General features: G+C 29.1%; 12 protein-coding genes. 8 read left to right on the top strand and 4 right to left on the bottom strand.

Annotated features, from left to right (window positions below; translation table 11 throughout):
* Positions 1–247: 247 nt before the first annotated feature.
* Positions 248–2,155 (bottom strand): sigma 54-interacting transcriptional regulator, encoded by a 1,908-nt coding sequence (locus Q3287_RS13635; RefSeq protein ID WP_407964220.1) that lies wholly within the window; start codon positions 2,153–2,155, stop codon positions 248–250.
* Between the two features lie 197 nt (positions 2,156–2,352).
* The gene (locus Q3287_RS13630) at positions 2,353–3,567 is read right to left on the bottom strand and encodes an NAD(P)/FAD-dependent oxidoreductase (RefSeq protein WP_407964219.1); all 1,215 of its coding nucleotides are present in this window, start codon (positions 3,565–3,567) and stop codon (positions 2,353–2,355) included.
* A 244-nt stretch (positions 3,568–3,811) separates the two neighbouring features.
* Between Q3287_RS13630 and Q3287_RS13625 the strand changes: the two genes are divergently transcribed.
* The 3 genes from Q3287_RS13625 (at position 3,812) to Q3287_RS13615 (ending at position 7,554) form a co-directional block, all read left to right on the top strand.
* Positions 3,812–5,194, top strand: coding sequence for a TldD/PmbA family protein (locus tag Q3287_RS13625; protein ID WP_407964218.1), 1,383 nt, complete (start codon positions 3,812–3,814; stop codon positions 5,192–5,194).
* A gap of 11 nt (positions 5,195–5,205) precedes the next feature.
* On the top strand, positions 5,206–6,555 hold the full coding sequence (locus Q3287_RS13620; RefSeq protein ID WP_407964217.1) for a TldD/PmbA family protein: 1,350 nt from the start codon (positions 5,206–5,208) through the stop codon (positions 6,553–6,555).
* A gap of 189 nt (positions 6,556–6,744) precedes the next feature.
* Positions 6,745–7,554: an alpha/beta fold hydrolase gene (locus Q3287_RS13615; RefSeq protein ID WP_054271459.1), complete on the top strand. Its 810-nt coding sequence runs from the start codon at positions 6,745–6,747 to the stop codon at positions 7,552–7,554.
* A 244-nt stretch (positions 7,555–7,798) separates the two neighbouring features.
* Here the strand turns inward: Q3287_RS13615 and Q3287_RS13610 are convergent, their stop codons facing one another.
* Entirely contained in the window at positions 7,799–9,034 is a 1,236-nt protein-coding gene (locus Q3287_RS13610) for an MFS transporter (RefSeq protein ID WP_407964216.1), read from the bottom strand.
* 148 nt (positions 9,035–9,182) lie between these two features.
* Complete coding sequence (locus Q3287_RS13605) at positions 9,183–9,656, bottom strand: MarR family transcriptional regulator (protein WP_407964215.1); 474 nt, start codon at positions 9,654–9,656, stop codon at positions 9,183–9,185.
* A 246-nt stretch (positions 9,657–9,902) separates the two neighbouring features.
* Here Q3287_RS13605 and Q3287_RS13600 point away from each other — a divergent pair, with 246 nt between their 5' ends.
* From Q3287_RS13600 to Q3287_RS13580, 5 genes are all read left to right on the top strand, one after another.
* Entirely contained in the window at positions 9,903–11,948 is a 2,046-nt protein-coding gene (locus tag Q3287_RS13600) for a sigma 54-interacting transcriptional regulator (protein WP_219672861.1), read from the top strand.
* Positions 11,949–12,207: 259 nt separating this feature from the next.
* Positions 12,208–13,407 (top strand): dipeptidase, encoded by a 1,200-nt coding sequence (locus tag Q3287_RS13595; RefSeq protein ID WP_407964214.1) that lies wholly within the window; start codon positions 12,208–12,210, stop codon positions 13,405–13,407.
* Between the two features lie 55 nt (positions 13,408–13,462).
* Entirely contained in the window at positions 13,463–14,158 is a 696-nt protein-coding gene (locus Q3287_RS13590; RefSeq protein ID WP_054271454.1) for a DUF5058 family protein, read from the top strand.
* A gap of 13 nt (positions 14,159–14,171) precedes the next feature.
* Positions 14,172–14,849 carry a hypothetical protein gene (locus Q3287_RS13585; RefSeq protein ID WP_407964213.1) on the top strand — a complete coding sequence of 226 codons (678 nt, stop codon included), beginning with the start codon at positions 14,172–14,174 and terminating at the stop codon, positions 14,847–14,849.
* A 105-nt stretch (positions 14,850–14,954) separates the two neighbouring features.
* Positions 14,955–16,556 carry an N-acyl-D-amino-acid deacylase family protein gene (locus tag Q3287_RS13580; RefSeq protein WP_407964212.1) on the top strand — a complete coding sequence of 534 codons (1,602 nt, stop codon included), beginning with the start codon at positions 14,955–14,957 and terminating at the stop codon, positions 16,554–16,556.
* Positions 16,557–16,941: the final 385 nt, after the last annotated feature.

Genomic DNA, 16,941 nt, shown 5'->3' with positions numbered 1-16,941 from the left:
TTATATAAGTATCTAAAAGCAATTACTATGCCAATATATAGATTTTATGTTTTAAGTTATTATGATTATTTTTGCTGATTGCTTGAAGTGCTGTAGAATACTTAGAACTAAAAGTATAATTGTGTAAATCTTAACATTGAAAATAATTATTTCATTATATAATAATATTTCTCAGTGAAAACAAATAAACGTCTTATGTATTAAAATTAAACATAAAACGTTTCGATATATTAAGTATGTATTATTTTTAAACATCACTTTCCATTTCTTTTAACTTTCTCCATAGAGTAGAGCGAGTTATTTTTAGAATTTCACAAGTCTTTGTAGTGTTTCTATTGTTTTCGTTGTAAATTTTATAGATATATTTTTTTTCTAGTGTCTTTAAATCTAAGTTATTACATTCAAAATTATTATTTATATTATCTATATTGCTTGTATTATCTATATTATTTATATACTCACTGTTATATTTTTCTAACAAAATCGAGTCAAATGATTCTACAATAACAGCTCTTTCCATCATTCCTTCTAATTCTCTTATATTTCCTTCATATTCTCGTTCGAGAAGTACTTGCTTAATATTTGGAGTGATAATTAAAGGGGTTTTGTTGTATTTGACTGAGTATTTATGTATAAAAAATTCTGATAGTTTTAATATATCTTCTTTTCTTTCTTTTAATGAAGGGAGATATAGTGTTAAGATATTTATTCTAAAATAAAGGTCTTGTCTAAATAAACCATCACGCATCATATTTTTTAAGTCTTTATTAGAAGCACAAATAATTTTCACATCTATAGGAATGACTTTATCACCACCAATTCTCATAACTTGTTTTTCCTGCAAGACTCTCAATAGTCGTCCTTGAAGTTCAAGAGGAATTTCACTTATTTCATCGAGAAAAATTGTACCCTCATGTGCTAGTTCAAATACACCTGCTTTTCCTTTTTTTCTCGCACCTGTAAATGAACCTTCCTCATAACCAAAAAATTCACTTTCTATTAAAGATGGAGGTATAGCAGCACAATTTACAGCTACAAAAGGTGCATTTTTACGTTTACTATAGTTGTGTATGCTTTGACAAAATAGCTCTTTACCAACACCTGATTCTCCAGTGATAATCATAGGGGTGTCATAACAGGCATATTTCTTTGCAATTTCTATGCAATTTTTCGTTTTTTCACTAGCATGAATTATGTCATCGAAAGTGTATTTAGCAGAGAGACCTTTATTTAATAGACTTCTTCTTATTGTATGCTCAAAAGAACTTATCTCCTTGCTATCTTGAAAGGTAGAAACAGCTCCTTGGATTTGACCATCGACGATGATTGGAACTCTATTTGTTATGATTTTTGTACTTCCTATATTTTGTATTTCACCAATTTGTGGCTCCATAGTTTCAACTACTTGAGGAAGGACTGTATTTGGGATTACATCTATAATGTTATGATAAAGTGCATTCTCTTTTTTTATACCAAATATTTTTTCTGCACTCTTATTAAATAATGTGATTATAAAATTTTTGTCAACAGTTATTATGCCATCATGTACAAAATCTGTCATAGCTTCTATCTGTAATCTTCTTTTTTGTTCATCTTTGGTTGCATCAAGTATTTGTTCTGCTTGTTGAATGGCTCTAAGTATATTTTCTTCCCTAGATTCGATTAATATCCCCTTGCAATTGAGTCTTTTAACAATATGTGCAACAGTAGTATCTCCTATGTATGTGTTGATACCTTTTTTTCTGTATTTCTCTATAGCATCATAAATCTCTTCTTCTTTTTCAATTTCAATCATAGTTATTTTCTTATTTAATATTTCTTCTATGATGTCAAAACCATAGATTACATTATTAAATCCAATTATTCCAAATGGCTCATTAGAGTTTTTTACTTCTTTATAGCTTTCTATGATATCATAAGCATCTACTTTAATCTCAACTATAGGTATGTTGTAAGTAGCTTTTAGCATATTGTAAGTACCACCTCGGCTTATGATGATTCTAGTTCCATGATTAATACTTTTTTCCGCAAGAGGTATCCCTTCTTTTAGATTACCAAATACAACATCAATATTTGTATAATTGTATTTTTTAACTATATGAATTGATTTTTCATAGGTTCCTTTAGTGGGAGCAATAACGAGTATTTCTTTCATAATAATTCCTCCATTTTTCATCAAATAAACTTAAATATTATACTGTGACTAAAATTTATCAGTTATATTTTAATATTTTACTTTATATTTAATTATAAATAAAGTGTTTTTAAAAAGAGCATTATAAAAGACTGTATAAAAGTTAGATTTTAGAATTCTAAAACTTCTTTTTTGTACAGTCTTTTAATGTGTAATATCTATTTATCAAATCTATTTACTCTAAATAATTTCATATTTTTATTTTCTTTACCAAGATACAATTCACTCAACATTATACCACCCAATATTGCAAAGAGTATTCCATTGGCTCCATAACCTAGGCAATACCATAGATTGTGGTTTTTGTTATCTGGTCCAATAAACCCTAAATTGTCTAAAGTAGAAGCAAAGCAACCACAATATTTATATTCAATCTGTATATCCTTTATATCCTTAAACATGCTTTTCAATCTTTGTTCTAAAATATCATACTTTTTATTAGCTAAAGTTTCATTTTCTATATCATCAAAACTTACATCCTCGCCACCTATAATTAATCTATTATCTTTTGTAGTTCTTAGATAATTATATGGGTCGCAGTTATCTCTAATTAGAATATTGTTTTTCCAAGAATCTATGTTTTTAATTGGCTTTGTTGCTATATTAAAAGTATTTGACTTAGTTGCAAAGTTTCTTTTGGTAAATAAACTTGTATTGTATCCTGTAGCTACAATTAGTTTTTTTCCATGAACTTTATAACCATAAGATACTTCAGCAGTTACTTTATCATTTGCGAAATCTACTTTTTTTACTTCTGTATTTTCATATACCTGAAGACCATTTTTTAGACTTATATCGATTAAATGATGGCTATATTTATATGGGTCTAATTCTCGTCCTCCGTTTTTTGCTATTAATCCTGATTTCAAATCAAAACTAAAAGGGTTTGTAGATTCATCAATATATTCAACATCAAATCCATTTTCTTTTCTTAAATTATATTCTTCTTTTATAGCCTTAATTTCAAGCTTATTAGCAGTGTAAAGTAGAGTATCTCTTTTAGCATAATCACACTTATTTCCATATAGTTCTATAAATTCATCTAATTCTTCAAGTGCTGATACACAAAGATTGTATGCTTTTATTGCATCAGTTAAAGTCATAACTTCTGTTAAGTCTATCAAATTGTCATCTAATTCGTACTGCAAAAGAGAAGTGGTTACACTAGTGCTTCCGTGTGCAATCCTTCCTTTTTCTAGAATGACTGATTTTATATTGTTTTTAGCTAGATAGTAAGCACAAATGCATCCAGTAACACCGCCACCAACAATTATAACATCAGTATCAATATCATCAGTAAGATATGGAAATTGTTTTGGTATTTTGTTTATATTGGTAAAAATAGGCTTTCCTTTTACATATTCTTGATTCATATATTTCACTCCTAACATTTATTATGTATGAGTGTATTATTTTCTATAGCAAATAATATTATACATTTTAATTATCTAGATATATGGGTATGTATAAATAAAAATGTGATAACATTTTAGAGTAAAACATATGTATAATATATTCATAAGTACTTTGTTTTAAGTAATAGTGGTATATAATGTTTTTAATAAGAAAAGAGATTTAATAAAAATCAATTAAAAATTTAAAGTAGGAGGTAAATTTATGCTTTCAAAAGATATAGCTTCAAAGGTATTAGAAAAGTGTCTAATTACTGGAGGAGATTTTGCTGAGATTTTTGAAGAAGACACTCTAAATAATTCTATCAGTTTAATAGATAATAAAGTAGAAAATGCAATAGGTGGAAGAAATTATGGTATAGGAATAAGAATATTTAAAGGGTTAAAGAGTATATATGCTTATACAAGTGACAATTCTCTAAGTAGTCTGTTGGATGTAGCATATAAAGCTGCTGTTGCTTTAGGCAAATTAGAAGATGGTAAAAGTATAATATTAAATGACAGTATTAAAATAAATAACATACATAATATAAAAATTTATCCAAATTCAATAGATAATAGAGATAAAGTAAATGTAATGAAGGTTGCATATAAGAGTGCAAAAGAGTTTAGCAGTGATATATCTCAAGTAAGTGTTAGTTATTCAGATAAAGACCAAAAAATATTAATTGCAAATACTGAAGGAATATATGTTGAGGATAGAAGAATAAGAACGAGACTTGGGATAAGTTCAGTTGCATCTAAAGGCAATGAAAATCAAACTGGATTTGAAGGACCAGGAGGTTGTAAAGGATTTGAGATATTTGAAGAAATAGACCCGGAATACTATGCGAAAGAATCAGCTAGAGTAGCACATACTATGTTGCATGCTAAAAATTGCCCAGCAGGTAATATGATGGTAGCAATCGATAATGGATTTGGTGGGGTAATTTTCCATGAAGCTTGTGGTCATTCTCTGGAAGCTACATCAGTTGCAAAAGGAAACTCTGTATTTGCAGATAAATTAGGTCAACAGATTGCTTCTACAAAGATTACAGCTATAGATGATGGAACAATACCAAATTACTGGGGCTCTATGAATATAGATGATGAAGGAAATCCAGCTCAGAAAAATATACTAATTGAAAATGGGATATTAAAGTCTTATATGATAGATAAACTTAATGGTAGACGAATGGGAATGAATCCTACAGGAAGTTCTCGTAGACAAAACTATAAATTTGCTCCAACTTCAAGAATGACCAATACTTATATTGCTGCTGGAGAAGATAAACCAGAAGATATTATAAAGTCAATACCATATGGACTTTATGCTAAAAAAATGGGTGGTGGCTCTGTAAACCCTGTAACAGGAGAGTTTAATTTTGCAGTTTCAGAGGGATACTTGATAAAAAATGGAGAAAAACAAGAACCAGTTAGAGGAGCTAGTTTGATTGGAAAAGGTAGTGATGTACTTATGAATATAGATACGGTTGGGGATAACTTAGAACAAGCTCAGGGGATGTGTGGTTCATCCTCAGGAAGTATACCAACTAATGTAGGTCAGCCTATGATAAGAGTAAAAGAAATTACTGTAGGTGGAAGATAGGAGGGATAAGTATGGAACTTAAAAGTTTTAAAGATATATTATTTAAAAAAGCTCTAAGCGAAGGTTTTGAAGAGTGTGAGGTATACTATTATACAGGAGAAAATCTAAGTATAAATATATATGAAGGCGAAGTTGAGAAATACAATCTTGATAAGTCTTTTGGTTTGTCTTTTAGAGGAAAAATAAATGGAAAGATAGGTTACTCTTATACAGAAATTTTAGATGATAAAGCTGTTGATATGTTGATAAAAAATGTAAAAGATGGAGTAAATACTATTGAAAATGAAGATGTACAATTTATATATGAAGGTGATAAGCAATATAATGAGGTAAAAACTTATTCTAAAGAGCTAGAAAATTTAGAAGCAGATAAGTTGATTGATTTAGCCTTACAAATGGAAAGAGAAACTAAAGCTTATTCAGACAAGGTAATAAATTTATCTAGATGTACTCTATCTTATTCTGTATCAAGTAATGGTATATATAATACTAAAGGTCTTGATTTAAGTAATAAGACTAATATGCTTATAGGATTTGTAGTTCCCATTATACAAGACAATGAACAAAAATATGATGGAGTAGGGTATAATATAGCAACTTCTATTGAAGAAATAAAGCCTTATGAGATAGCAAAACTTGGTGTTGAAGATGCTTTATCTAAGGTAGGGGGTAAGAGTATACCATCAAGTAAATATAAAACTATATTGTTTAATGAAGCTATGGTGTCTTTGCTTAGCACATTTTCTGGAATATTTAATGCAGATTCAGCTCAAAAAGGATTATCTTTATTGAAAGGTAGAGAAGGAGATATGATAGCATCTCCTATAGTTACAATAGTTGATGACCCACTTTTAGAAAATGGTATGGCATCTACTCCTTTTGATGATGAGGGTGTAGCTACATTTAAAAAAGAAGTCATTTCAAATGGAAAGCTTATAACTTTACTTCATAATTTAAAGACGGCTAATAAGGCAAGTGTAAAGACTACAGGAAATGGAATAAAATCTTCATATTCATCACCTATAGGTATACATCCAACTAATTTCTATATAGAGAAAGGGGATAAATCTCTAGATGAAATTATGAAGTATATAGGTGAAGGTTTGATGGTTACTAGTTTCGCAGGTCTTCATTCAGGTGCAAATTCAGTAACAGGAGATTTTTCTTTAGCAGCTAAAGGTTTTTATATTAAAGAAGGTAAAAAAGTATTTCCAGTAGAGCAAATTACAGTAGCAGGAAACTATTTTGACTTGTTGAAAGATATTGAAGTTATAGGGGATGATTTGGAATTTCCAATGAGTAGTATAGGTTCACCTTCAGTTGTTATTAAAGAACTATCAGTAGCAGGTAAGGATGAATAATTAAAAATAATTGTATAAGTAAAAAGCCATATTAAATAGAATAATTTTAGATGAAAAGGTTCATGTAGGTCTATTTAAAAAAGCAATAGAAAAGTATTGTAGATAAACTCAAAAGTTTAGTTATTCATCATTTTATTCATATATATAAAATTACTATCATACATTTTCTTGAAGGGAGTTGCTATTGATATGTATTATGTATATGTAAATGATATAAATATAGCAGTTTATGATTTAAATCCGAGTGCTAAAAAAACAGTACTTTTTATACATGGTTGGCCATTAGGACATAAGATATTTGAATATCAAACTAACATACTGCCAAAACTCGGATATAGAACAGTTTCAATTGATTTAAGGGGTTTTGGTAAATCTAGTGCAACATCAGGAGGATATACTTATAGCCAATTAGCAGATGATATTTATAAGGTAGTACATGCTATTGGATTAAAAGATTTTACTCTTGTTGGTTTTTCAATGGGAGGAGCAATTGTACTTAGATATATGAGCCTGTTTCATGGATATGGAGTATCAAAGTTGGCATTGTTTGCTGCTGCTGCACCATCATTTGTACAAAGACCTCCAGAGTTTCCATATGGCATGACACGTGAAGATGTTAATAAACTGATAGCTCAGGCATGTACTGATAGACCAGCAATGGTAAGCCATTTTGGAGAAAAAGTATTTGCATCAAATCCACCTGAAAGCTTTAGAAGGTGGTTTGACGATATTGGTTTTAGAGCATCAGGCATTGGTACAATTGCAACAGCAGTATCTTTAAGAGATGAAGAATTATTTAACGATTTAAAATGTGTAAGAGTGCCAACAGGTATCTTTCATGGAAAACTAGACCAGGTATGCCCATATGAGTTTGCAGTTTTTATGAATGAAAAAATAGAAAATTCAACTTTGTATACTTTTGAGTATAGTGGCCATGCTATATTCTATGATGAACTCAAACTATTTAATCAGGAATTTTTACAGTTTTTAGAGGGATAGAAATATTTTAGAATATTTAAAATAAAGTAATATTATATAAAGTGGTATAGATGAAGTCTTATGTCACTTCATATACTATAGACAAATGGGGTTTTAGAACTACCACTAGTTCTGAGACCCTATTATTATATGTTCCCAAAGTTAAGTGTTATGTATATTATTTAGAAAAAATTTCTTTATAAATAATATTAATAAATATACAATCGAAAATAAAAATATATACTTATCTGAATAAAGTATGTGCTTACTCATTTATTTGTATACCCTTGTATAGGACTGATATAGCTGCTGATATAAGTATTATACCCATAAAAGCAGGAGAAGCATGACCAAATAATACATAGATTTGACCTCCAATAATAGGTCCAATTATTCTTGCTAAAGATTGAATTGACTGGCTACCTCCTTGAATTCTTCCTTGTTCACTAGAATCTACAGATTTGGATACCATGCCATTAAATGAAGGTCCAAAGATTGAATCACCAAAGCCAAATATAAACATTCCAATAATAAAAAGAGGATAGAATGAGAATAAAGCTGATGTGGCTATAAAACAGTAACCTGTAATCTCTGAAACCATTCCTAGAATTACTATTTGTACATCACTAAGCTTTAACAAAAGTTTTGGCATTATAAAGCCTTGTGAGATTATATCTTGTATACCCATAATTGAAAACATAAGTCCAATTAGTGTAGGTCCCCAACTAAAAGTATCTAATGTAAATTGAGAGAAGACAGCCTGCAAAGAGCCATTAGGTATCCAAAGTAAAAATCCTGATATAAGCAACCTTTTTAATGTCTTTATTGAAAGTACATTCGTGAGTTGCGTGAATGGATTCAATCTCACCAATGTAATCTTCTTAAGTCTATTAGTTTTGTCAAGGCTCTCAGGCATATAAAAGAATCCATAGATAAAATTTAATAAAGTAATTGTAGCACCAAAATACATAGGTACAGAATAACCAAATCTTGCAAGTAATCCACCAATAGTGGGTCCTATAGCAGCACCTGCACCTGCAACTGCACTAACCCATCCAAAATATTTTGTTCGCTGTTCTATAGGAGTGATATCTGCAAAATATGCGAAAATAGTACTTATACTACCTCCTGTTAGACCTTCTATTATACGTCCAACAAATAATATCCATAGAGCTCCTCCTATACCAAAGACTAAGTATCCAATTGCAGAGCCTAAGAAGCATATTAAGAGTAAAGGGCGTCGACCATATCTGTCACTCAAAACTCCAAGCCCAGGAGCAGCAAAGAATACACAGAATGCATAAATGGATGTAAGTAGAGTAACGACTATAGCTTGATTTTGAGGATTAGTTATATAAGGCTGTACTAAGAATGGAACAACAGGATTTATAATACTGAAGCCTATTCCACAAAGAAACACAGACATAAGACCAAATGTTAAAGCCTTTTTATTTAGAGTTTGTTCTGTGTTTTGTTTATTGTTTGATTTAAATTTGAACATTTAAATTCTCCTTTCAAAAGTTGAATTTGATTCCTTGGAAACATATTTATCGTATCATCGTTTTGTTTCTTTGTCAACAAAAATTGGAAATAAAAAAGCAACCTGTTCTCATTAGAGTCTGGTTGCCTGTAATTTTATTCATTTGAATTTATTCTGATTTAATATCTATATCAAGTTTTTTAATCTCTGTGTCCAAATGCTTATTATATTTTTCTACAAGGTTAATCATACTGTTAAGTTGTTCTTCTGTTACATCTTCAAATACAGTTTTATCTCTTTCTTGAAATTTTCTATGAAGTTCCTCATGAACCTTATTAATTGCTTTTCCTTGCTTCGTAAGCCTAAAATAGATTTCTTTTTTATTATCCTGTTTTTGATAACTTTCAATATAGCCTTTTTTCATGAGTTTTTTAGTTACTTTACTCATAGCTCCTCTAGTCATATAAAAAGATTCTGCAAGTTTTGTTACGTTGGAATCTGTATTTTTTGCAATGTATTCTATACAATGTACCTCAGAAGGTTTATAATCCTTAAGAGCTTCTTCCATCTTAGACTTATTAAGCCAAGCCAGTTTGTTAAATAAGTTCCTAAAGCCTGTTATGACTTGTTCTTCTTTATTCATGAACCGTCCTCCAATTCGTTGATGCATTAACAATATTATATTAAATTTTTGTTATTATTTCAACAACATCAAAATAATCATACTAGAAATTAAATGATATATAAAAAAGACAGCATACGCAGGCTTTTTGTAGAAAATAATACCAAATGATATAAAATATGATTTTTAAGATTTAAAACTTTTTCAAAAAGTGCTACAATAGACCAAATTATTAGTTTCTATATTCACTAAACAGGAGGTGATGGTATGAAAAAACATAATATTTTATTTATATCAACAGATGACAAAATAAATATAGATACATCAAAACAGTTAGAAAATATATTTGGAGAATTTTGTAATATAGATAACTTGGTCTATATAGATAGAATTGATATTGAAGTATTAAAGTATGAGCTTATAGTATGTTCAGATAATGAGATAAAAGAACATATACACAATAATATCGATAAAAATATACCTATTGTAATAATACATCGTACAATAAACATTGAAAATATAAACCAGATAATAAGTATAGAAAATGATTCTGAAGTTATGGTCATAGATGATTATAAAGAGTCAGCAGATGAAACAACCAAGATAATTAGAAAACTAGGCCTAATTCATATTAATCTAATACCATATTATCCAGGATGCAATAAGTCTAAATGTGAAATTGGGATTATTACAGGAAGTAGAAATAATGTACCACAAAATGTGAAGCAAATAATTGATATAGGGGATAAAATAATCGATATAAATACAGTCATAGAAATCTTTACAAAGCTGAACATATCTATAGATAAGTTACATATTATTAAAGAAAAATATAATGAAGATACAGTAAGTGGATATAGGTATTATACAACTATGAATAAAACTATGAAGAGTTTTTTGGAGATTATTGATGAAGGTATTGCTTCTATTGATAAGCTAGGAAAGTTTATATATTGTAATAAAGTATTTTCTAATCTAGTTGGGATAGACCAAAATGAGATTATATCTAATAATTTTATGGATTTATTTAGTGATAAAATTATTAAAAAAATATTTTTTCAAGAGGATGAAGTTAGTGATGAAGTAGTGAGTCTAAATAACAAAAAACTCATAATTAATAAAGTAAATGTGTATGAAAATAATGAACGTATAAAAAGTATTATAAGTATTAAAGATATAAGTGCAATTCAGATACTTGAGGATAAGATTCAAAACAAATTTCAGACAAAAGGATTTGTATCAAAGTACACATTTGATAATGTTGTAGGCGAAAGTAAAATAATAAAAGAAAAGATTAATATTGCAAGAAAAATAGCATCTACAGATTTTTCTGTGTTGATACTTGGTGAAAATGGAACAGGAAAGGAAATATTTGCTCAAGCAATACACAATGAATCTCTAAGAAAAGATAAGCCCTTTGTTGCAGTAAATCTATCTTCTTTATCAGATACACTTATTGAAAGCGAACTTTTTGGTTATGAAGAGGGAAGCTTTACAGGAGCTATAAAAGGTGGAAAAATAGGGATATTTGAAAGAGCACATACAGGAACAATTTTTTTGGATGAGATAGGTGACATCTCTCTAGATGTACAACAAAGATTGTTAAGAGTCTTACAAGAAAAAGAAGTCATGAGAATGGGTGGAAGTAAAATTATACCTGTGGATGTTAGAATTATAGCTGCAACAAATAAGGATTTAAAGAAAAAAATCAAAGAAGGTTCTTTTAGAGAAGATTTGTATTATAGGATTAATGTATTGCATATAGAAATACCTAGGCTTAGAGAACGTAAGGAAGATATACCTCTTATAAGTAAGTATTTCTTGAATGAAATAAATAGTAATAAGTGTTTTACAGAAAAGTCGATGCAGGTATTAAAACTGTATGAGTGGCCAGGTAATGTAAGAGAACTTAAAAATTTGATTTATTATATAGACACCATAGTGGAGGAAGATAGGGTAGACTATGAGCATTTGCCAGAACAATTTAAATTTGAAAATAACAATACTCTAGTTAATGAAAATTTTGATTCAATTATACTAGATTTTAAACAATCAAATTTCTTTAGTGAGAGTATTTGTATATTGATGAGTATAGAAAATTGGAATAATAAAAATATATCCTTAGGAAGAAATAAATTACAAGAAATTTTAAAAGAAAGAAGCATAACATTAAGTGTAGACCAAATTAGAAAAAGAATAGATAAGTTAAAAAATCATGGATTATTATCATCTGGAGTAAAAAAACAAGGGAGCTTTATAACTGATGAAGGAAAGAACTTTATATCATATGTAAAATTTAAGGGGGAAATATAGGGGATTAAAAATGAAAAATCCCCTAAAAATCCCCTAAGATAATCTTAGATAAATAAAATTATTTCAAATATTGAGATAATTTAAAAAATATTGAATTAAAAATAAAAAATATTATTTCTAATAAACAGTAGTAAATCGTCATTTTACTACCGTTTTTATTTTTTGAAAAATTTAATGTGCAATTAAAACTTATATTTTGGCATATCAATTGCTACATAGTGAAAATATAAAAAAATTGTAAAATTTGGAGGATGTTGTTATGAAGTCAGCTTATAAAGGATACGAAGCTTATAGTTATTTAGAAAAGGGAAAAGATATCTCATCTATTGAGATGTGTAAAGGAGATAAGAGAGTAGAAGAGTATCTTATCGAGTTAGATGATGTTCAAGAAGCTAAAGTTAAAAGTATAGTAGATGAAAAAGTATTTATATCTCTACATGAACATCCAGTTTTATTCCCAGAACATTTAGAAAGAGATATATTTGAATACAACAGAGAAGGAAAACAAAGATGTGCCTATGAAGCATTGTCAAGAGGATATTATGATGCTATATTTGATAATTTAATGGATGGTGTGTGCACAATAACATCAAATGCTGGATGGAAATGGGATGATATACTAATTGATTTAGGCATGAGGTTATGTGATTTAGCACACCAAGATTTTGTTATAAAGTGTGAAAAAGTGGAAGACATATATAGAGCTAAAAGTGAAGGTAAAGTGGCATTGATACCAACACTAGAAGGAGCAGCACCAATAGAGAATGAACTTGATAGAATAGATATATTATATGGATTTGGTATAAGGTTAATGGGAATCACGTACAGTGAATCCAATGCATTAGGCTCTGGATTAAAAGAAGAAAAAGATGGAGGTCTTACGAATTTTGGTAGAAAAGCTGTTGAAAGAATGAATAAGATTGGTATGGCAATAGATTGTTCTCATGTTGGAGTACAAACAACACTTGATGTTATAGAGTATAGTAAAGACCCAATAATATTAAGTCATGTTGGAGCAAGAGGCTTATGGGATACGAAAAGATTGACTCCAGACGAAGTGTTAATAGCATGTGCTAAAAAAGGAGGAGTTATAGGTGTAGAAGCAGCACCTCATACTACGATAACTGAGAAAAATAAAGAACATTCAATAGATTCATTTATGGAGCATTTTGAGTATATCAAAAACTTAGTAGGAATAGACCATGTAGCATTTGGTCCAGATACAGTATATGGTGACCATGTAAAATTACACTCAGTATTAGCTGCTAAATTTGATATAAAAAAGATAACAGGTACAAAAGAACATCCTAAAGTAGAATATGTAAAAGGGCTTGAGAATCCAACTGAGACTTCAAAAAATATTATTAGATATTTAGTAAAAAATGGGTACAGTGATGAGGAAATAGAAAAGGTACTAGGAGGAAATATACTTAGAGTGTTAAAGCAGGTGTGGAAATAAGTAAATAGAGTAGAAGTATTAATAAAAGTTGAGGATTTATAGGGAGGTTTTATAAATGGATTATTTAAAATTAGCTAATCATCCACTCTTGTGGATAGCAAGTACAGTAGCAGTATCAATAGTAGTGGTACAATCCCTTATATTTGCTATAAAGTCTTGTAAAGTTGGTAAAACAATGGGAATAACAGATAAACAAATAAAATCAGCTGTTAAAAGTAGTGCTATTTCAGCTATAGGACCTTCAATGACTATATTTGCTGGAATGGTGTCGCTTATAGTTACAATGGGTGGACCTATAGCATGGATGAGATTATCGTTTATAGGTTCTGTAATTTTTGAATCTATGTCAGCAGGGTTTGGAACAGATGCGCTAGGTATAACTTTGGGTTCTCCTGAAATGACAGAATTGGCATTTACAAATGCAGTTTGGACTATGATACTTGGTTCTTTAGGATGGATAATATTCACGTTACTGTTTGGGCATAAATTGGATAAGATAACTAATGTTATATCTAGTGGAAAGAAATCATTTATACCAATAATATCTTTAGGAGCGATGCTAGGTTCATTTGCATATTTAAATGCTGATAGGGTGTTACGTTTTGATAATGGAACAATTGCATGTATAAGTGGGATGGCTATAATGATAATATTATGTATGATTGAAAAAAAGAAAAATATAAAATGGTTAAGAGAGTGGGGGCTTACAATATCAATGTTCAGTGGAATGATAATAGCTTCAGTAATATAAAGGGGGAAGTTTTATGAGTAAAGTAAAATCTATATACAATGAAGAGTACTTACCTTTTATGATAAGGTATGGAAGATTGACATTATCTTTAGGTATTATAGCAGCTTTGGTTCCTGGAATAATTTTGAGTTTTGGATTTGGTATTATGCCTCCAATATCAGCATTATTGGCAAGTACAATGGCAATTGTTAGCATGAGTGCTCCAAACTACATAATAGAGCCAGTTTCTTATTCGCCAATTTTAGGTATACCAGGAACTTATATGAGTTTTCTTTCTGGAAATATATCTAATATGAGACTACCATGTTCAATAGCAGCTCAAAAGGCAGCAGAAGTTGAATCAGGAACAGAAGAAGGTTCAATAATATCTACAATAGGTATAGCTGTATCTATCTTAGTGAATATAAGTATATTAACTATAGGAGTAATTCTAGGAGGAAGTGTATTATCTAAGATTCCAGCTGAAGTAGTAGAAAAACTAAATTTAATATTACCAGCTTTATTTGGGTCAGTATTTGGACAAGTATTTTTACAAGATAAAAAATTAGGTATAGTAGCAATTGTAATATCTGTATTAACGATTACACTATCAAAGCAAGGTATAATACCACAATCTTTAGTAGTTCTTATATGTGTATTTGGGACTATATTAATTGCAAGAGCTATGTATAAAGATAAACTTAGAGATTAATAACATTTAAATGATAATAAATTCTTAAATATTATAATTCAGTTTTAATGTACAAAAAGTTACAGAAAAAATTACTTAAAAGTACAGTTTTAGGGAGGGAATATATTGATATACGATTTAATCTTAAAAAATGGATTTATAGTAGATGGTACTGGAGATGTTGGTTTTTATGGAGATATAGCAATTAAAGACAATTTAATAGTTAAAATAGATTCTGGGATAAATGAAGAAACAAACAAAATAATTAATTGTCATGGAAAAGTTATAACTCCTGGATTTATTGACCCTCATGTTCATGAAGAGATAGTAGCAATACTAGATGGCAAATTTGAAAAATTTCTAAAACAAGGAGTTACAACAACTATAAATGGTAATTGTGGGCATTCTATAACACCATATTCTTCTGAAAATGTATATGAGTATATGTATAAAAACGGCTTATTACTTGAAGAAGAGAAAAAGTATCTTATAGATAAAAATAAATATTGGAATAATTTCACAGAATATTGTGACCTTATATCTAAAAGTGGCATTTCTATTAATATGGGATTTTTATTGGGGCATGGAACTATAAGATGGAGTGTTATGGGAGGTTCTAAAGATAGACCACCTACAGAAGAAGAAAAAAAAGAAATTACAAATATAATAAATGATGGTATGAAAAGTGGGGCTTTTGGAATATCTACTGGATTGGCATATATTCCAAGTAAGTATGCTGATATCGATGAACTGGTTGATATCGCAAAGTTAATTAAAGAGCATGATGGTATATATACATCCCATATCAGAGATTATATAGGAAGATATAATGCAGTAAAAGAAACTATAGAGGTTGGTCAAAAAAGTGGGGCTAGAGTACAAGTATCTCACTTAAGCCCTATTGAAATAGAAGCCTTTAATGAGATATTAAGAGCTAGATACAATGGCGTTGATATAATGGTTGATACAGTACCAAGAAGTTCTGGTCATTGTATGAAGAAGAAAAGAGTGATTCAATTTATTATGGCAATATCATCTAGCTTATTTGAGCTAGGTATGGATGGAGTAATGGATGCTCTTAAAAATGAAGAAGGAAGGGCACTTATATTAAAAGAGGCATTTATACTTGGAGATAGAGGAAGTATAATACTTCTAAACACTAAAGATACTGATATGGAAAAAAAATCAATACGTGAAATAGCCATTCAAAAATGTGTGAATGAAGATACATTATTACTTGATTTACTTTTATATGGAGATGAAGAGCTTATCTTTTGTTTAGGTGGGATGTATAGAGCTGATTTCCCAGATAAATTACATGATAATAAAATAATTGACAATCCATTTGTTATGGTTGGCTCAGATTGTTTGTTTAGTGTAGGTGGAGATATGTCATGGTTTGAACTACAAAGAAGAGGAGCCTTTCCAATTTTTTTCAATATGTATAGAAAATCAGGTGTAAGGCTAGAAGAAATTGTAAGAAGAGTTACTTCATTACCAGCTAGACAATTTAAAATAAAAGATAGAGGTATCCTTGAAGAAGGAAAAATAGCTGATATAGTTGTTATTGATATAGAAAACTATAGTTATCCTAGGTCAGAAGAAGTCGATTTCTCAAAACCACAATTATTAGCTAAAGGTGTTGAATATGTAATTGTAAATGGTAAAATCGCATTGGAGGAGGGGACGGTCACTGATATTCAATGTGGTGAAGTATTAAAAAAATAAATTCTTGAAAATAATAGGAATTTATAAATAAAATAAGTATGCCATAAGTAAAGACGAAGTGTGAAATTTATTTAAATAAAAATCATATTTCGTTTTTACTTTTAGTAATAAAATTTAATTTTTTTTAATAATAGTGAAGATGAATATAAAAAAGATACAAAAAATATTTTCATTATACAATGAAAAATTAATATTTTTAATCGTTAAATTATGTAGAAAAATTAGATAAATAAATAATTATATCGCTTTGGGAAAAATGTTTTATAAATAAAAAATGATAAAATTATAACGGCTATATAAAAACTACATTAAAGGAATAATTATATATTTTACGACTTAAAGGTCATAGAAATAATTGAAATTATGTTGTATATATTAAAATAAT

The organism is Clostridioides sp. GD02404 (assembly GCF_045898275.1).
GTDB lineage: Bacteria > Bacillota > Clostridia > Peptostreptococcales > Peptostreptococcaceae > Clostridioides > Clostridioides difficile_A.
The sequence above is the reverse complement of the archived record's forward strand: the minus strand, read 5'-3'. Positions and strand labels throughout refer to the sequence as shown.